The organism is Sinorhizobium terangae (assembly GCF_029714365.1).
In the GTDB taxonomy this organism is placed as follows: domain Bacteria; phylum Pseudomonadota; class Alphaproteobacteria; order Rhizobiales; family Rhizobiaceae; genus Sinorhizobium; species Sinorhizobium terangae.
In genome coordinates this window covers 1303318-1322031 of sequence record NZ_CP121659.1, presented here as the reverse complement: position 1 = coordinate 1322031, position 18714 = coordinate 1303318, and the positions used below count along the sequence as shown (strand labels likewise).

The 18714-nt window shown below is 61.8% G+C and carries 13 protein-coding genes; 6 read left to right on the top strand and 7 right to left on the bottom strand.

The annotated features are described in order from the left end of the window. Positions 1–185 precede the first annotated feature (185 nt). Positions 186–3695 carry a transcription-repair coupling factor gene (gene mfd / locus QA637_RS06300; protein ID WP_153439235.1) on the bottom strand — a complete coding sequence of 1170 codons (3510 nt, stop codon included), beginning with the start codon at positions 3693–3695 and terminating at the stop codon, positions 186–188. A gap of 9 nt (positions 3696–3704) precedes the next feature. Continuing rightward, entirely contained in the window at positions 3705–4010 is a 306-nt protein-coding gene (locus QA637_RS06295) for an FAD assembly factor SdhE (RefSeq protein ID WP_283064309.1), read from the bottom strand. Between the two features lie 122 nt (positions 4011–4132). On the opposite strand from QA637_RS06295, the gene recG reads away from it, so the two are divergent. Further along, positions 4133–6238: an ATP-dependent DNA helicase RecG gene (recG, locus tag QA637_RS06290; protein WP_283064307.1), complete on the top strand. Its 2106-nt coding sequence runs from the start codon at positions 4133–4135 to the stop codon at positions 6236–6238. Positions 6239–6260: 22 nt separating this feature from the next. On the opposite strand, the gene QA637_RS06285 is transcribed toward recG, so the two are convergent. The 5 genes from QA637_RS06285 to QA637_RS06265 form a co-directional block, all read right to left on the bottom strand. Next, positions 6261–6950 (bottom strand): DUF502 domain-containing protein, encoded by a 690-nt coding sequence (locus tag QA637_RS06285; RefSeq protein WP_153439245.1) that lies wholly within the window; start codon positions 6948–6950, stop codon positions 6261–6263. An 18-nt stretch (positions 6951–6968) separates the two neighbouring features. Further along, positions 6969–7466 (bottom strand): GNAT family N-acetyltransferase, encoded by a 498-nt coding sequence (locus QA637_RS06280; RefSeq protein WP_153439243.1) that lies wholly within the window; start codon positions 7464–7466, stop codon positions 6969–6971. Next, positions 7463–9289 (bottom strand): glutamine--fructose-6-phosphate transaminase (isomerizing), encoded by a 1827-nt coding sequence (gene glmS / locus QA637_RS06275; RefSeq protein WP_184109059.1) that lies wholly within the window; start codon positions 9287–9289, stop codon positions 7463–7465. Before glmS ends, QA637_RS06280 begins: the two co-directional genes overlap by 4 nt. 146 nt (positions 9290–9435) lie before the next feature. Then, positions 9436–10806: a bifunctional UDP-N-acetylglucosamine diphosphorylase/glucosamine-1-phosphate N-acetyltransferase GlmU gene (gene glmU, locus QA637_RS06270; RefSeq protein ID WP_153437481.1), complete on the bottom strand. Its 1371-nt coding sequence runs from the start codon at positions 10804–10806 to the stop codon at positions 9436–9438. Between the two features lie 149 nt (positions 10807–10955). Continuing rightward, a complete protein-coding gene (locus QA637_RS06265; protein ID WP_153437480.1) occupies positions 10956–12602 on the bottom strand; it encodes a Na/Pi cotransporter family protein in 1647 nt (548 codons plus the stop codon). Positions 12603–12979: 377 nt separating this feature from the next. On the opposite strand from QA637_RS06265, the gene QA637_RS06260 reads away from it, so the two are divergent. From QA637_RS06260 to QA637_RS06240, 5 genes are read left to right on the top strand one after another with little or no spacing between them, the layout of a single operon-like run. Beyond that, positions 12980–14872: a peptidylprolyl isomerase gene (locus tag QA637_RS06260; protein ID WP_153437479.1), complete on the top strand. Its 1893-nt coding sequence runs from the start codon at positions 12980–12982 to the stop codon at positions 14870–14872. Between the two features lie 34 nt (positions 14873–14906). Next, positions 14907–15920 (top strand): anthranilate phosphoribosyltransferase, encoded by a 1014-nt coding sequence (trpD, locus tag QA637_RS06255; RefSeq protein WP_153437478.1) that lies wholly within the window; start codon positions 14907–14909, stop codon positions 15918–15920. A gap of 15 nt (positions 15921–15935) precedes the next feature. Continuing rightward, a complete protein-coding gene (gene trpC, locus QA637_RS06250) occupies positions 15936–16751 on the top strand; it encodes an indole-3-glycerol phosphate synthase TrpC (protein ID WP_153437477.1) in 816 nt (271 codons plus the stop codon). Continuing rightward, entirely contained in the window at positions 16751–17242 is a 492-nt protein-coding gene (gene moaC / locus QA637_RS06245; RefSeq protein WP_153437476.1) for a cyclic pyranopterin monophosphate synthase MoaC, read from the top strand. The genes trpC and moaC overlap by 1 nt, the downstream gene beginning before the upstream one ends. Beyond that, positions 17242–18453, top strand: coding sequence for a molybdopterin molybdotransferase MoeA (locus tag QA637_RS06240; protein WP_283064301.1), 1212 nt, complete (start codon positions 17242–17244; stop codon positions 18451–18453). The genes moaC and QA637_RS06240 overlap by 1 nt, the downstream gene beginning before the upstream one ends. Positions 18454–18714 lie beyond the last annotated feature (261 nt).

Below are 18714 nucleotides of genomic sequence, written 5' to 3'. Positions count from 1 at the left end.
GGACCCGATTTTCGGAAAGCACGATGCGTGGAATCAAAGAGTTACAGCGTCCTTTGTGCGTCCCAAAGGACGCACGGCGCTGTAGATCACGATGTTTTTAGGTCCGATCGACCTAAAACCATTTCCTCATCCCGCGCTAGCCGGACCACCTTGCCGCCACGCCAGCCGCGGCGGCATCTTCATTTTCACGCAGGTTTTGCAAGTCCGGCGAGTTGCGTCATCACCATTGCCGCGCCGGAAAGCCTCTTATCCGGCGTCGCGAGCTCGCGTTGGAAGAAGATGCTCTGGTCCGGGCGGATTTTTGCCAGCGTTCCCTGTTTGGCAATGTAACCGACGAGAGCCGCGGGGTTCGGAAACTCCTTGTTGCGGAACTGAACAACCACGCCTTTCGGCCCGGCATCGAGCTTCTCGACGTTTGCGGTGCGGCAAAGCGACTTGATGTAGACGATCTTCAGGAGGTGCTGCACCTCCGTCGGCAGCGGTCCGAAGCGATCGATCAACTCCGCGCCGAAACCGTCGATCTCCTTGAGGTCCGTCAATTCGCCGAGACGCCGGTAGAGGCCGAGCCTCAAGTTCAGGTCCGGGACATAGTCTTCCGGAATCATAACCGGAGTCCCGACCGATATCTGCGGCGACCAGCCGGTGTCGTGAATTTCCTCCTCGCCCTTAAGTTCGGCGACGGCCTCTTCCAACATTTGCTGATAAAGCTCGAAGCCGACCTCCTTGATGTGGCCGGACTGTTCCTCGCCGAGCAGGTTGCCGGCTCCTCGGATATCGAGATCGTGGCTGGCGAGTTGGAAGCCGGCACCCAGCGTGTCGAGAGATTGCAGCACTTTGAGGCGGCGCTCCGCTGGCCCCGTCAATGTCTTGTTGACCGGCAACGTAAAGAGCGCGAAGGCGCGAACCTTGGACCGGCCCACCCGGCCGCGAAGCTGGTAGAGCTGGGCGAGGCCGAACATGTCGGCGCGGTGCACGATCAGGGTATTTGCGGTCGGCACATCGAGTCCCGATTCAACAATCGTCGTCGAGAGGAGCACGTCGTAACGTCCTTCGTAGAAGGCGTTCATGATGTCTTCGAGCTCGGTTGCCGGCATCTGGCCGTGCGCCACGGCGACCTTCAGTTCCGGGACATCGGATTTCAGGAAATCGTGGATCTCCGAAAGGTCGCTCAAGCGCGGGCAGACATAGAAGCTTTGGCCGCCGCGATAGTGCTCGCGCATCAGCGTCTCGCGGATTACCAGCGCATCGAAGGGGGAGATGAAGGTGCGAACCGCCATGCGGTCGACCGGGGGCGTGGTGATCAGCGACAATTCGCGAACCCCGGTCAAGGCAAGCTGCAGCGTGCGCGGAATAGGCGTTGCCGACAGCGTCAGCACATGGACGTCGGACTTCAGCTCCTTTAGCCGTTCCTTGTGCTTGACGCCGAAGTGTTGCTCCTCGTCGACGATCAATAGGCCGAGATTGGCAAACTTGACCGAAGAGCCGAGCAGCGCGTGCGTGCCAACAACGATGTCGGTCTTGCCGTCGGCCACTTCCCTCTTCGTCAGCGCGAGTTCCTTCGAACCGACGAGCCGCGAGGCCTGCTGGATGCGGACCGGCAAGCCACGGAACCGCTCGGCGAAGGTCCTGAAATGCTGCCGGGCAAGCAAGGTCGTCGGCACGACGACCGCAACCTGCACCCCGTTCATCGCCGCGATGAAGGCGGCGCGCAGTGCCACTTCCGTCTTGCCGAAGCCGACATCGCCACAAACCAGGCGATCCATCGGACGACCGCTTCCAAGATCGTCGCGGACGGCGTCGATCGAGTTCATCTGGTCTTCGGTTTCATCGTAGGGGAAACGCGCGGCGAACTCGTCATAGACCCCGTCGTGGGCAACGAGGACAGGCGCGCGGCGGGTATGTCGTTCGGCAGCGATGCGGATAAGGCCTCCGGCCATATCAAGCAGCCGCTTCTTGAGCTTGGCCTTGCGCGCCTGCCATGCGACGCCGCCGAGCTTGTCAAGAATCGCATCGGTGCCTTCGGAGCCATAGCGCGACAGAAGCTCGATGTTTTCGACGGGCAGGAAGAGCTTGGCATCCTCCGCATAGACAAGCTCGAGACAGTCATGCGGCGCACCGGCCGCCTCGATGGTGCGCAGCCCAACGAAACGGCCGATACCGTGTTCGGCATGGACGACATAGCTGCCCTCGTCGAGGCCGGTGACCTCGGCGATGAAGTCGGCGCCACGTTTGCGGCGCTTCGATCGGCGCACCATCCGGTCGCCAAGAATGTCCTGCTCGCCGATTACCACAAGATCGCCGGTCTCGAATCCGGCTTCGAGGCTGAGCACCGCAGAGGCCGCCTCGCCCGGTTTCAGCGAGCGCACATCGGACAAAGCCTTGATCGGACGAATATTCGCAAGCCCGTGTTCGCCGAGAACCTGCAAAAGACGATCGAGCGATCCCTCCGTCCAGCCCGAAATGACGACCTTCGCGCCCCTCGCCCGCTTTTCGGCGATATGCTTCACAGCTTGATCGAACACGTTCGCGCGTTCGCCGTCACTTTCGATCTCGCCCGCCGCCTTTGCCCAGCGCAGCCCCTGTCGCGCCTCGATGGCGACGACCTGGCGCGCTTCCCCTTCATGCTCGTGAAATGGCGAGAGGCGGACGGCGTTCAGTTCAGAGAGCATCGCGCCAAAGCCCTTGGCGCTGAGATAAAGCAGTTCCGGCGGCACAGGCTTGTAGGGCGTGCCTTGGGAGATCTGGCTTTTGCCCGGCGATGCAGAGGCAAGGCGCGCATCATAATAGTCGAGAATAAGCTTCGACCGCTCCGCCGCCGCTTCGCGCGCCAGATGGTCCGTGACGATACGGAAACCGTCGAGGTAGTCGAACACCGTCTCCAAGCCGTCATAGAAGAGCGGCAGCCAATGCTCCATGCCGGCATAGCGGCGCCCTTCCGATACCGCCTGGTAAAGCGCATCGTCCCGCGTCGCGGCTCCGAAGAGCGAAAGATACTGCTTGCGGAAGTGGCTGATGGTCTCGGGCGTCAGCGACACTTCGCTCATCGGGTTGAGATCGAGCGAACGCACCTGGCCGGTCGTGCGCTGGCTCGCCGGGTCGAAGGAGCGGATTGTCTCGAGCGTGTCGCCGAAGAAATCCAGGCGCAGCGGCTCGCCGCTGCCGGGGACATAGACGTCGAGGATGCCGCCTCGGACGGCGAACTCGCCGACCTCGCGCACGGTCGGCACACGCTCGAAACCGTTTCGCTCCAGCCGCGCGGCAATATCGTCCATGCGGACCTGGTTGCCCGGCCTTGCCGAAAAGGCGAGGCTTTCGATCACGTCCTGGGGCGAGATTTTCTGGAGGGCCGCGTTCACGGTGACGAGCACGATCGCCGGATGTGGCTTCGCCCGGTGCGCTATCAGCGCGCTCAAGGCGGCCAGCCTCCGCGCGGACGTGTCGGCACTCGGGGAAACGCGGTCGTAAGGCAGGCAGTCCCAGCCCGGGAGCGTCAGAACCGGAATGTCCGGCGCCACGAAGCCCAGAACCTGCTCAAGGTCGGCGATCCGCTGACCGTCGGAAAGGATATAGGCGACGGGGCTTCCCGCGCGCGCCAATTCGGCAAGGATCAGTGCCTCGGCGCCGGACGGCACCGGGCCGATCGTCACCTCCCGTGTGGTGGAAAGGATCTTCTTCGCGTCAAGGCCAGATATCATCGCTTGTGTCTATTTCGTTTCCTGACGAAGCTTGTCGAAGTCGGGGCGATAAGCCGCGATCCGGCCGAACAACGGCGTCGCATAACGCTCCGGCAGGGGCTGTTCGCCGGTGATCCATCGCACGAGATCGTTATCTTCCTCGCGCATGATCGTTTCCAATTCATCGAGCTCCGCATCGGACAGGCTCGCCAACTCTGTCTCTGCGAACTGCCCGAGAATCAGATCCATCTCGCGAATACCGCGATGCCAGGAACGAAAGAGGATCCTGCGCCGACGCGAGTCGAGATCGGCGCTGGTACGCGTGATGCCGGTCATGGAAAATCCTTCCTGCCGCCCGCTGCCAAGGCGGCGGGTTTTTAGTCACTGGGCTCTATAAACGCTGGAAGGCGCGTTGTCAGCCTTGCCAAAGCCGGAATTATCGTCGCAATTTCATCGTCATGCGCCCTGCCCTCCTCGACCCGCTGTTTTCGCCTCTCGACACGCTCCCCGGCATCGGTCCGAAAACCGGCGAACTCTATGCGCGTCTGCTCGGCCGTGAAACGATCGACGATTGCCGGGTGATCGATCTTGTTTTTCATCCGCCCCATTCGGTGATCGATCGGCGCCAGCAACCGGGCATTGTCTACGCGCCGCAAGGTGCCGTTGTCACTATCACCGGCCGCGTCGACCGGCACCAGCCATCGCCTCGTGGCAGACCGAACGTACCCTACCGGGTGTTTCTGCACGATGACACGGGCGAACTGGCGCTCACCTTCTTTCGCGTCAAGGGCAATTGGCTGGAAAAGGCGCTGCCGGTCGATGAGACCGTTGTCGTCAGCGGCAAGGTGGATTGGTTCAATGGCCGTGCGTCGATGGTCCATCCTGACTATATGGTCAGGGTCGCCGAGGCGGAAAATCTACCGCTCGTCGAGCCCGTCTATGGGTTGACTGCCGGCCTCTCGCCGCGAACGTTGCGGCGCTCGATCGAGGCGGCGGTGGCGCGGGTGCCCGATCTGCCGGAGTGGCTCGACGAGGCGCTGCTCCGTCAGCAAGGGTTTCAAGGCGCAAGGGAAAGCTTCCACCGGCTGCACGAGCCGCGCGATGAAACCGACATCGATGCGCAAGCTCCCGCGCGGCGGCGGCTCGCCTATGACGAATTCCTCGCGGGACAGTTGTCGCTTTCGCTGGTGCGCCAGCGGCTGCGCAAGGTCGCCGGAACCCCCGTTCATCCGACTGGCAAATTGAGTGAGCCGGTCATCCGTGCTCTGCCTTTCTCGCTCACGGCGAGCCAGTCGGCCGCGGTCCGCGACGTCCTTGCCGACATGTCCGGCAGCGATCGCATGCTGCGTCTGCTGCAAGGCGACGTCGGTTCCGGCAAGACGGCGGTGGCGCTGATGGCCATGCTCGCCGCGATCGAATCGGGCGGCCAGGCGGTGCTGATGGCGCCGACTGAAATCCTCGCCCGGCAGCATCATGCCACCCTTTCGAAAATGGCCGCGCCGGCCGGTATCGGGATCGATGTCCTAACCGGGCGCACGAAGGGCAAGGAGCGCGATGCGATCCTGGAACGGATCGCCTCCGGCGAAACGCAGATGGTGATCGGAACCCACGCTCTGTTCCAGGAAGCCGTGAACTATCATCAGCTCGTGCTGGCCATCGTCGACGAGCAGCATCGTTTCGGTGTTCACCAACGGCTGCGGCTCACCGCCAAGGGCATTTCCCCACACATGCTCGTCATGACGGCGACACCGATTCCGCGCACGCTCGTGCTCGCCGCCTTCGGCGACATGGATGTCTCCAAGCTCACGGAGAAGCCGGCCGGGCGAAAGCCGATACAGACGGTGACGATACCCACCGAGCGCACGGATGAGGTCATCGACAGGCTCGATGCGGCGCTCGGCCAAGGCAAGAAGGCCTACTGGATCTGCCCGCTGGTGGAGGAATCCGAAGAAAGCGATGTGATGTCGGCCGATGAGCGCTATCAGAGCCTTGTCAAGCGCTTCGGCAATGACGTCGGTCTCGTTCACGGCCGCATGTCCGGTCCGGACAAGGACGCCGTGATGCTTGGCTTCAAGAATGGCGAGATTCGCCTACTCGTGGCGACGACGGTGGTGGAGGTCGGCGTGGATGTTCCCGACGCGACGATCATGGTGATCGAACACGCGGAGCGCTTCGGTCTGGCGCAACTGCATCAGTTGAGGGGGCGCGTGGGCCGTGGTGATGAGGCATCGACCTGCATCCTCCTCTACAAGAGCCCGCTCAGCGAAGCAGGCCGCGCACGTCTTTCCATTTTGCGCGAGACCGAGGACGGGTTTCTGATTGCCGAGGAGGACCTCAAACTGCGCGGTGAAGGCGAGCTTCTTGGAACACGCCAGTCCGGAACACCCGGTTTCCGCATCGCGAGCCTCGAGGCGCATGGTGATCTCCTGGAGATCGCCCGCAGGGATGCCGCCTATGTCATAGAGCACGATCCCGAGCTCACGTCAGAGCGTGGCGAAGCGCTGCGAACGCTGCTTTATCTTTACCGACGCGACGAGGCGATCCGTTTCCTGCGCGCCGGTTAGAGCAATTTCGGAAAGGCGTGTTCTAGGCGCTCTTCTGATGGGGGATCGGTCGCGGCGCGTTGGCGAGCGGCTTGTAGTCGGGCGCGACTAGGCCGCCGGAAATGAGGAGTTTGGCCGCGTCCTCGGCACTCATCTGAAGCGGTATGATTTTCTCGCGCGGCACGAACAGCAGAAACCCGGCCGTCGGGATCGGCGTGGGCGGAAGGAAAACCGTGACCATGTCCATGCCCCGCTCATCAAATTTCGCGGCGATTTCACCCTTGACGTCGGTCGCGATGAATACCAGCGACCAAAGGCCCGGGCTCGGATACTCGATCAGCCCTGCCTTTTTGAAGGACGAAGACTGCTCCTGGAGAACGGTCTGGAAAATCTGCTTGAGCGACTTGTAGATCGTGCGGACAAGTGGCGTCCTGTTGAGGAGCGACTCGCCGAAAGCGACGATCGACCGTCCTACGAGATTCGCCGTCATAAACCCGACGAGTGTTATGACGATCACAGCAACGAGGAGGCCAAAACCGGGTATGGCAACGGGCGAATAGGTGTCGGGATTATAAAAGTTCGGCAGGTAAGGTTTCACCCAGCTATCCGCCCATTCGATAAAGGAGCGAACCAGCCAGACCGTGATTGCCACGGGTGCGCAGATGATGAGCCCGGTAAGGAAATAGTTGCGCAGCCGGGCCGCTATGATGCCGCTTTTGGAGCCTTCCGTCATGCCGTTGCCATCAATTCTTCACATCGGCCCAAAGGCCGGATGATACGCGACATTGCCGGAAACCGTCGTTTCCGACAAGATCAGAACTAGAAAATATTGCGGCGCACAACCCGGAAAAACAAGAGTGCTTTCATGTCGAAAGCCGAACTTTTGGTATAACTCCGGCTCGCCGACGACGACGCAGCCCACCGCACCCGATTTCCGCAACATATCAAGGCCTTGGCGGATGAGCGCACTGCCCACGCCGCGCCCTTGCCTATCCGGCCGCACCGAAACCGGACCAAGCCCGTACCACCCGGCGGCGGAGGGGGTGATCGTCACCGGCGAAAAAGCGATGTGAGCGATCACTTCACCCGCGTCTTCCGCAACAAGCGACAGGGCAAGCGCGCCGGCGGCGCGCAGCCGCTCGATGATGAGCGGTTCCGTTTGGTCGCTATGCGGATGACCGGCAAAGGCGGCCGCGGTCACATCGCGGATCGCCTCATGATCGTCGCTCCGCTCCGGCCGGATGATCATTCGACGGTTACCGACTTGGCCAGGTTACGCGGCTGATCGACATCGGTGCCCATGAAGACGGCCGTGTGATAGGCAAGAAGCTGGATCGGCAACGCGAAGATCATCGGCGCGATGACCTCGTCGACGTTCGGCAACACGATCGTATGCATCGTGTCGAGCTTCGACGCGGCAGCGCCCATCTCGTCCGTGATAAGAATGATGCGCCCGCCACGAGCGGCAACTTCCTGCATGTTCGAGACCGTCTTGTCGAAGAAGCGGTCGTGCGGCGCGATGACGATGACCGGCATGTTTTCGTCGATCAGCGCGATCGGCCCATGCTTCAGCTCGCCGGCCGCATAGCCTTCCGCGTGGATGTAGGAGATCTCCTTGAGCTTCAGCGCACCTTCCATCGCCAGCGGGAAGCTGGTGCCGCGGCCGAGATAGAGCACGTCACGGCACTTCGACAGTTCGCGCGACAGAAGCTCGATTTTAGGCTGGATGCTGTTCAACACCTGGCCCATGATACGCGGCATCTCGGCAAGGCTTTTCACCAGCGCCTGCTCTTCCTGCTCGCTGACCGTGCCACGCGCCCGGCCGGCGCCGACGGCAAGCGCGGCGAGCACGGCGAGCTGGCAGGTGAAGGCCTTGGTCGATGCGACGCCGATCTCCGGACCGGCGAGGATGGGGAAGACGGCGTCGGATTCCCGCGCGATCGTCGATTCGCGGGTGTTGACGACGGCACCAATCTTCAGGCCGTGTTCCTTGCAGTACCTGAGCGATGCCAGCGTATCGGCGGTTTCGCCCGACTGCGAAATGAAGAGAGCGGCCGATTGCGGCGAGAGCGGGATCTCGCGATAGCGGAACTCTGAAGCGACATCGATTTCAACCGGCAAGCGCGCATAGCGCTCGAACCAGTACTTTCCGATCAACCCGGCGAGGTAGGCGGTGCCGCAGGCCGAAAGCGCAAGGCTCGGCACCTTGGCGAAATCGATGGCATCGGAAACAGCCGTCACGCGGTTTTCGATGAAGTTGATGTAGTGGCCGAGCGCGTGAGAGATGACCTCCGGCTGCTCGTAGATTTCCTTCTCCATGAAATGGCGATGATTGCCCTTGTCGACCAAATAGGCCGCAGCCATCGAAATCTGACGCGGCCGCGTGACGACATTGCCGTCAACGTCGAAGATGTGTGCGCCGCTCTTGCCGATAACGGCCCAATCGCCATCGATCAGATAGGTGATTTCATTGGTGAACGGCGCCAAGGCGATCGCATCCGACCCCAGGAACATTTCACCGTCGCCATGACCGATCGCGAGCGGCGGCCCGTTTCGCGCCGCCATGATCGTCGACGGATCATCCTCGAAGAGCACTGCCAGTGCATAGGCCCCGGTCACGCGCTTCAGCATCGCGTGCATCGCTTCGCGCCGCCCCATGCCGTCGCGATGGTATTTCGCCAGGAGATGCGCCACGACTTCCGTATCGGTATCGGTGCGGAACTCGACACCCGACGCAGCAAGTTCATCCTTCAGTTCGGCGAAGTTCTCGATAATGCCGTTGTGGACTACGGCAACGCCATCGGTGAAATGGGGATGTGCGTTGCGCTCCGTCGGCGCGCCATGCGTCGCCCAGCGCGTGTGGGCGATGCCGATGCTGCCGGCCAATGGCTCCTCTTTCAGCTTCGCTTCGAGATTGAAGAGCTTCCCCTCGGCGCGGCGGCGCTTCAACCGGCCCCCGTCGATGGTTGCAACGCCCGCCGAATCATAACCGCGATATTCGAGCCGCTTCAGCGCATCGACCAATCGCTCCGATACCGGCTGATTGCCGACGATGCCAACGATACCGCACATGTCCCTCTCCGCGTTCTCTTCACGCCTGTCCCGGCGCAACTGTTACCCAAAGCAGACGACCTCGCCGCCTTCAGGCTTTCGTAGCGAAATTGCCGCGTGAGGCAATCCGGTCCGATTTCACTTTCAGTTTCAGTATTTAACGTGACCTATTCGGCAGCCTTCGGCTTCTTCCTAGCGGCCTTCTCCGTCTCGTAGCGTTCGCGCAGGATCGGTGCCCTGCCCGGCTTGATTTCCTGGCGCGCGCGCCCGAAGGCGACGGCGTCGGCGGGAACGTCGTCGGTAATGACGCTGCCGGATGCAACAAGCGCGCCATCGCCGATCGACACCGGAGCCACGAGCGAAGAGTTCGACCCGACGAAGGCATTCTCGCCGATGCGGGTCACATGCTTGTTGACCCCGTCATAGTTGCAGGTGATGGTTCCCGCTCCAATGTTCGATCCGGCGCCGACGAACGCGTCGCCGATATAGGTCAGATGGTTGACCTTGGCGCCTGCACCGATTTCGGCCTTCTTCACCTCGCAGAAATTGCCGACCTTCGATTTCGGGCCGAGATCGGCGCCGGGACGAAGGCGTGCGAACGGTCCGACAGTCGCATCCGCGCGAACAACCGCGCCCTCGATATGCGAGAAGGCGTGGATAATTGCCCCACTCTCCACGGTGACGCCAGGACCGAAGACGACATTCGGCTCCACCAGGACATCCTGGGCGAGTTCGGTATCCCAGGAAAGGAAAACCGTTTCCGGCGCGATCATCGATACGCCTGAGAGCATCAGTTCCTGCCGCCGGCGCTGCTGCCAGAGACGCTCGATATAGGCGAGTTCCGCTCTTGTGTTGCAGCCGGTCAGTTCCTCCTCGGGCGCTTCGACGGCGACTGCCTTGCCCCCGACGGCGCGAACGATTTCAACGAGATCGGTGAGATAATATTCGCCTTTCACGTTCATATTGCCGATGCGGCCGAGAAGATCGAGGGCCTTGCGACCGTTGATCGCCATCAGCCCGCCATTGCAATAAGTGATCCGACGCTCGGCCTCGGATGCATCCTTATGCTCCCGGATCGCGACCAGCACACCGTCCTCGACGATCAGGCGACCGTAGCCGGTCGGATCGGCAGCCTCGAACCCGATAACGACCACGTCGTTGCCTTCAGCAAGCCCCTCACGCGCCGCCTTGAGCGGCTCCGGCGTGATAAGGGGGGTATCGCCGAAGACGACCAGAATGTCGTCGTAACCCCTCGCAATTGCCTCGCGAGCCGCAAGCACTGCGTGGCCGGTGCCGAGCCGCTCCTTTTGCAGGAACGAGGTGACGGTGACGCCAGCGGTATGGGCGGCGGCGGAAACGGCCTCGGCATCGCGACCAACGACGAGCGCGACATCCGAGATCGAGGCGCTTGCGAGCGCGTCGACGACGTGGGCGATCATCGGCCTGCCCGCCACCGGATGCAGCACCTTCGATACGGACGATTTCATCCGCGTGCTTTCGCCAGCCGCCAGGATGATCGCCAGGCACGTCCGTTCCATTCTCATCTCTCCTTGGTACTTATCGCAGGCGGATGCCCTATCGCCTGACTCGACGGTGTTCTTATAGGCAAGATATTGCGAGAAGCATAATTCTCGAAATCACGTCGCGTAACCCCCGGTTAAACCTGACGGGGCGGCCCGACCAGCTCTCAAGCCTCAGGACGCAGCCTGCTTTCCGTCAAGAGGCCGCTTTCTTCGAGAATGGGATAGGCAACGGACGCTATGTGAGCGTTGATGCGCTTCAGGTCCCTCAACATGTCGAGATGCAGAGAGCTCGTCTGCAGGCTCTGAAGCAGGCCGTCGCGAAGGCGTTCGAGATGCCGCTCAGCCGAGCGTTTTTCCATGTGGCGGACATCGACCTTGACCTCGACCAGGTGACGAGCGAGGTCCGCATTGCGGCTGACAAAGATCGTCTGGGCAATGCGCAGGTTATCGATCGTCAGGTTGAACAGGCTTTTCAGCTCCTGATAGCCGTCTTCGGAAAACTTCAATCCATTGGTGACTTTCTTATCGATCTGCTCGCAGAGGCCTTTTTCGATGATGTCGCCCATGTGCTCGAGATTGATCGCATAGTCGATGATGACTATCGAACGGCGACCGTCCTCGGCGCCAAGTCCATCGCGCCCGAGCCGGGACAGGAATATCTTAACCTCCTGCTGGAGGAGATCGACCTGCTTTTCCATTTTGCCGATATCATACAGTTCACCGAGATCGTTGTTGTTGAACGCGTTCGATGCGCGCGTCAGCATTGCCTCGACCAAATCCCCGACACGCAAGACTTCGCGCGTTGCACCGGAAAGCGCCATCACAGGGGTGTCAAGCGTCGCTTCATCGAGATATCGCGGCCCCGTCTCGCCAGCTTCCTCGTCGGGAACGAAGCGGCTCATCAGGCGCGCGAGCAAACCCGCGAACGGCCACGCGACAGTCGCGACGACGAGATTGAAGACAAGATGGATGTCGACCGGTAGATTCTGTCGCGGCAACGGCAGATGTTGCAACCACTCCGCCCCAATCCCTGCGATCGGAAGAGCAATGAGGCAGCCCATGCCGCGCACGACGAGGTTGCCGAGCGTGACGCGGCGCGCGGGAGGTGCCGAACCGAGGGTAGCGATAACCGGCGGAATCGCTCCCCCGAGATTGGCGCCCAGCACCAATGCGACGGTCAGTCCGGCGGAGAGCACCCCGGCAGAAGAGAGGGAAAGCACAAGCATCACGATCGCCAGACTCGACGAGGAGGCAAAGGCCAGGCCCGCCGAGATGATCAGGGCAACCGGCCAGGCGCTGTCAAGCATGCCGAGAAATGCCGCGAGCGCGCGAGATTCCCGCATCGGTTCCGTTGCCGCGGAGAGCAGATCGAGCGACAGCAGCATCAAACCGATGCCGACAAGGGCGAAGCCGCCGCCCTGACGCGCGCTCGACCGGCTCATCCGATGCACAACGACGCCCGCCAGAATAATTGCCGGCGACAGCCACCCGATCCCGATCGCAACGATCCAGGCTGTCATCGCCGTGCCGACATTGGCACCCAGAAGCACGATCTGCGCCATTCGCGCGCGCACCAGCCCCCTTTCCACGAAGGAAGCGGTCATCAAGGCCGTGGCCGTCGAACTCTGCAATGCGAGCGTCGCGATAAGCCCCGTCACAAACGAACGAACCGCGCCGCTCGTACCCTGTGCGAGACCGGTGCGCAGCCTCGCTCCGAATGCACGCGTGACGCCATCCTTGACGAGCGACAGGCCGAACAGGAGTAGCGCCACCGCACCGAATAGATTGACCATCACGATCGTTGACTGCATGGCATGTTCCCGTAACGGCCACTGGAATCAGGGTAGTTTACCTCATAATCGAGCACAGGATTCCCGTTTCGTCTCGACGCGATATGCGCTCGAAACCGACAATCTTGCAGATCGTTTTCTATTGCCGGCTAACGAATCCGACATCGACTTTGTTGTTCGCGTCCGATCGTGCTGGGCTCCGTGATTTTCCGAACAGGCGAGCCCATCGCCGAACGCTGTGCGCCGCAAAAATCGCCGGGAAGAAATGAATGCCTCCGGCCTGAACGGAGGTGTCGCAATTTGCCGCGAAGCGCCCTTCAATTCCTGTTTGGTTTGTTCTAAGGAACGAATTCGTTTTTGGCGTGACGCCACCGTACTGCAACAAGGTTTCTGCCCCTATGCTCGAATCGCTCAGAAAAGCTTCCCAGACATGGATCGTCAAAGGCCTTATGGCCATTCTCGTCATGTCGTTCATGGTATGGGGCGGTCAGACGTTGATGGTGGCAAGCACGCCCAACGCGGTGGTGACGGTCGGCGATATCAAGGTCTCTCCGAGCGACTTTCGCCTCGCATATGAGCGCCAATTGAGCCTGCTTTCGAGGCAACTCGGGACGCCGCTGACGCGCCAGCAGGCCCGTGCCTTCGGCATCGAGTCGCAGGTTTACTCTCAGCTGGTCGCCGGTGCTGCGCTCGATCAGCTCGCACTGGATATGAACCTCGGCCTCTCCGAGGATCGGCTTGCGAAGCTTATCGGCGAGGACCCGGCGTTCCACAGTGTCAACGGCCAGTTCGACCGGCTGACGTTTTCGAGCGTATTGCGCAACGCGGGCTTAAGTGAGCAGGACTACATCAACAACCGCAGCCAGGTTGCGGTCCGGTCGCAGATCGTCGATGCGCTGTCCGACGGATACACCGCTCCCAAGGTACTGGCCGATGCCGTCAGCAAATATCGCCACGAAAAGCGCTCGATCGACTATCTGCTGCTCTCGAACGCGAATATCGATGCGGTCAAGGCGCCGGGCGACGACGTGCTTGCGCCCTGGTTCGAAAGCCACAAGGCGAACTATCGCGCTCCAGAGTATCGCAAGTTCAGCTATATCAAGCTGGAGCCTGAAGATCTGGTAGCGACCGAGACCGTGTCTGAAGAGGAGCTGCGCGCGGACTATGAGAAGCGCAAGGAAAGCTTCCGCTCGGCGGCAACGAGAACCGTCGAACAGCTCGCCTTCCCTTCGCGTGAGGCGGCAGACGCTGCGGCAACCAAGCTCTCAGCCGGCACCTCCTTCGACGATCTGGTAAAGGCCGAGGGCAAGACCGCTGCAGACGTTCTGCTCGGCGAATTCACGAAGGAGCGCATGCCCGATGCGAAGCTCGCCGATGCCGCCTTTGCCGTTCCGGCGGAGGGTGGTGTTACGCCGGTTGTGGAGGGTGCGTTCGGCCCGGTTATCCTGCGGGTAACCAACATCAAGCCGGAAACCATACGCAGCTTCGATGAGGTGAAGGAGGAACTGCGGAAGGAAATCGCGCTTTCTGCAGCGCGCGAAGAGGTCATCAATCTTCACGATCGCATCGAGGACGAGCGCGCCGCCGGCGCAACGGTCAAACAAGTGGCCGATCAGCTGAAACTGAAGCTTGTCACGATCGACGCGATCGACGCCACCGGCAAGGACCAAAACGGCGACGAGGTTCAGGGGATTCCGGAGGCGCGTACGCTTCTCCAGGAAGTCTTCAAGGCGGAAGTGGGGCTCGACACGCTTTCCGTCAACATCGGCCGTGACGGCTCTGCCTGGTTCGATCTCGAAGAGATCATTCCCGCCCGTGACCGCACCCTGGACGAGGTTCGCGATGAGGTAGCGGCAGACTGGACCGCCGAGCAACAGCGGGCGGCGCTTGCCACCAAGGCAGCCGAACTCAAGCAGCGCGTCGAAAAAGGCGCGAAGCTTGCCGACATAGCGAGCGAACTCGGCCTCGTCGTCGAAACGAAAGCCGGCCTGACCCGCTCGACCGAGGATGCTGCCTTGAGCCCAGCTGCCGTCGCGGCGGCCTTTGGCGGCGCCAACGGACATGTTGCCAACGCGCCGGGCATCGGCGGAGAAGGCCAGGTCCTCCTTCAGGTCACGGCAGTCGACGACAGCGACCCCGCAAACGTCCTCGACAACGACAGCCGTCAAATCGAGGCCATCGCTCGCGCCAGTGGAGACGACATCCTTGATCAGATGGTCTCCACACTGCAGACGGCCTACGGTGTGGCGATCAACCAGACACTCGCCGAAACCGCATTGGCGCAACGCTGATGGACAAAAAAGCTGCGGACAGGGGAACGAACTCATGACTGATTTGAAGCCGTTCGTGGCGAAAGTGGCAACTCGCGAGGCACTCAATCGTGAAGATGCGCGGGCGGCCTTCGAGATCATCATGTCGGGAGCTGCGACGCCTTCGCAAATCGGCGGCTTCCTGATGGCGCTTCGGGTGCGCGGCGAGACCGTCGACGAGATCGTCGGCGCAGTTGGCGCAATGCGCGCACGCATGCTGCCGGTCGAGGCCCCTGAGGGTGCGATCGACATCGTCGGCACGGGCGGTGACGGTGCCGGCACCTACAACATCTCGACGCTCGCTTCACTGATCGTCGCCGGCGCCGGCGTCCCGGTCGCCAAGCATGGCAACCGGGCGCTGAGCTCGAAATCCGGTACGGCCGACGCGCTCTCTTGCCTGGGCGTCAAGCTCGACATCGGACCCGAAGCGATCGCCCGCTGCATCAGCGAGGCCGGTGTCGGTTTCATGTTCGCCCAACAGCACCATTCCGCGATGCGGCACGTCGGCCCGACGCGGGTCGAACTGGGTACGAGAACGATCTTCAATCTGCTCGGCCCGCTCTCGAATCCGGCCGGTGTGAAGCGACAGCTCGTCGGCGTCTACGCACCGCAATGGGTGAACCCGCTGGCCGAGGTCCTGCGCGATCTCGGCTCGGAGAACGTCTGGGTGGTTCACGGCGAAGGGCTCGACGAAATCACGACGACCGGCGTCACCAAGGTCGCCGCGCTTGAGGACGGCAAGATCACGAGTTTCGAGTTGACCCCGGCCGATTTCGGCCTTCAGACGGCCACGCTCGATGCACTGAAAGGCGGCGATGGAGCGCACAATGCCGTTGCGCTGCAAGCCGTTCTCGATGGTGCGGAGAATGCCTACCGGGACATTTCGCTTGCGAACGCCGCTGCTTCATTGATGATAGCGGGGCGCGCCAAGGATCTCACCGAAGGCATGGCGCTCGCCAGGCAGTCGCTCTCGAGCGGTGCGGCGAAGACTGCCTTGCAGCGGCTGATCAGCGTCTCCAATGCCGCTTGAGGAGAAGATAGCTCCATGACGGATATCCTGTGCAAAATCGAAGCCTACAAGCGCGAAGAGATCGCCTTGGCGAAATCGAGCGTTTCGCTTGAGGAGCTGAAGGCGCGGATCGCAGATCAATCGCCGCCGCGGGGCTTCCACGCTGCGCTCGCCTCGCGTCGCGAGAAGGGCGGATTCGGCTTGATCGCCGAGATCAAGAAGGCAAGCCCTTCGAAAGGACTGATCCGTCCCGACTTCGATCCCCCGGCGCTTGCCAAGGCCTATGCCACCGGCGGTGCAGCTTGCCTGTCCGTCTTGACGGACACGCCGAGCTTCCAGGGCGCACCGGAGTTCCTGACGGCGGCACGAGCCGCTTGTGCGCTTCCGGCATTGCGGAAGGACTTCATGTTCGACCCGTATCAGGTCTTCGAAGCCCGAGCCTGGGGGGCCGACTGCATCCTGTTGATCATGGCGTCATTGAGCGACGACGATGCGCGTCGCCTTGAGGAATCGGCCCTTGCGCTCGGCATGGATGTCCTCATCGAAGTGCATGACGCCCAGGAGATGGAACGGGCGCTAACGCTGACTTCCCCCCTCGTCGGCATCAACAATCGTAATCTGAGGACATTCGAAGTTGACCTCGCCGTGTCCGAACAACTGGCGGCGATGATTCCACCGGACCGGCTGCTCGTCAGTGAAAGCGGCATATTTACCCATGAAGACTGCCGGCGCTTGGAAAGACGCGGCATCTCTACCTTCCTCGTTGGCGAGAGCCTGATGAGAAAGGATGATGTCGAGGCAGCGACGCGGGCGCTGCTGACGGGCTCCGGAAGCGTATTGGCGGCAGAGTAATGAGCGGCCCGTCCCTCACCCACATCGACAGCGCCGGCGAAGCCAACATGGTCGACGTCGGCGACAAGACCGAGACCGTACGCGTCGCCGTCGCCGAAGGCTTTGTGCGAATGCGTCCCGAAACGCTCGCGCTGATTAAGGGCAATGCCAAGAAAGGCGACGTGATCGGCACCGCACGGCTTGCCGGGATCATGGCCGCAAAACAGACGTCCAATCTCATTCCGCTGTGCCATCCGCTGATGCTGACGAAGGTCTCGGTCGATATCGTGCCGGACGACGCGCTGCCGGGGCTTCGCGTCGAGGCGATGGCAAAGCTGACGGGGCGGACGGGCGTCGAGATGGAAGCCCTGACCGCCGTCAGCATCGCCTGCCTGACGATATACGACATGGCGAAGGCTGCGGATCGCGAAATGGAGATCGGCGGCGTTCGGCTGGTCAGCAAGTCGGGTGGGCGTTCCGGCGACTACCGGCGCCAGGGAGATAACCGCTAATGTCGCTGCTTTCGGTCGAGGATGCACTCGCCAGGGTCATTGACAAAGCTCGCCCGCACCGTCGGACAGAAAGGCTCGCCCTGCACGATTGCTTCGGCCGGGTGCTGGCCGAGGATATCGTCGCACGGGTCACGCATCCCGCCTTCGACAATTCGGCGATGGACGGCTATGCGGTCCGCCACGACGATATCGTCGAGATCGGCGCGCAACTCGTCGTGATCGGCCAGTCGGCCGCGGGGCATGGTTTCCGGGGAGAGGTTCGCGCCGGTGAAGCCGTTCGTATCTTTACCGGCGCGCCCCTGCCCGCCGGAGCGGACACCGTCATCATCCAGGAGGACACCGAAAAGGTTTCGGGCGGAAAAATCCGCACGTTGTTCGCCCTGGCAAAGGGTCGTCATATCCGGCTTGCGGGGCAGGATTTTGAGAAAGGCGAGATCGCGCTTGCCGCAGGCAGTGTGCTCGACGCCGGAAGACTGACGCTCGCCGCGGGCATGAGCCATGAAAGCCTGCCGGTGTTCGAACGACCGAAGATTGCGATCATCGCCACCGGGGACGAGTTATTGCCACCGGGAAGTTCCCCAGGTGCTGACCAGATCATCGCATCGAATACCTATGGCGTGGCCGCTATTGCACGCGAGAACGGCGGCGAAGTCCTTGATCTTGGCATCGTGCCGGACGATGAAGCGGCGATATCGGCCGCTGTCGCCAAGGCACAAGAGGCCGGAGCGGACGTCCTGGTGACGCTCGGCGGAGCCTCTGTCGGCGATCATGACCTTGTTCAATCGACTCTTCTGTCGTGCGGCATGGTGCTGGATTTCTGGCGCATCGCCATGCGTCCGGGCAAACCGCTGATGGTTGGCGGACTCGCCGGCATGACCGTCCTAGGGTTACCGGGAAATCCTGTCTCGAGCCTCGTGTGCGCACTGCTGTTCCTCGAACCGCTGACGCGGCACCTGGCGCATCTACCGCCTCGTTCGCGGATGACGACGGCGCGGCTTGCGACCCCCTTGCCTGCCAACGATCGCCGCCAGGATTATGTCCGCGCGCGGCTGACAGTCGAGCCCGACGGCTCGCTCGCCGCCCATCCGTTCGCGCGTCAGGATTCCTCGATGATGAATATATTTGCGCAATCCGACGGGCTCATCGTTCGCGCACCGCACGCCGAGGCCGCTTCGAACGGCGATCCATGCAACGTCCTGCGGTTGCGCTAAACACGCGCAGCTACTGCATGGCTCCTAAATCGGAGTCGATTTAAGGACAAAATCATGGAGCAATTCAAAGTGCTACAGGGACCTTTGCGCGTGCGGATTGGACGCGCGGCGCTGTAGTCCGGACAGTCGCGTTCTCGAGCCATTTCCGCTGCTTTGTCATACGGCAGACATGCAAGGCCTATAGTAAGGTAGTCACTCAATCATCGGTCGCGGCGGCTGACTACGGATGGACTAGAGCGGTTCCGGTTTTGACTGAATCGG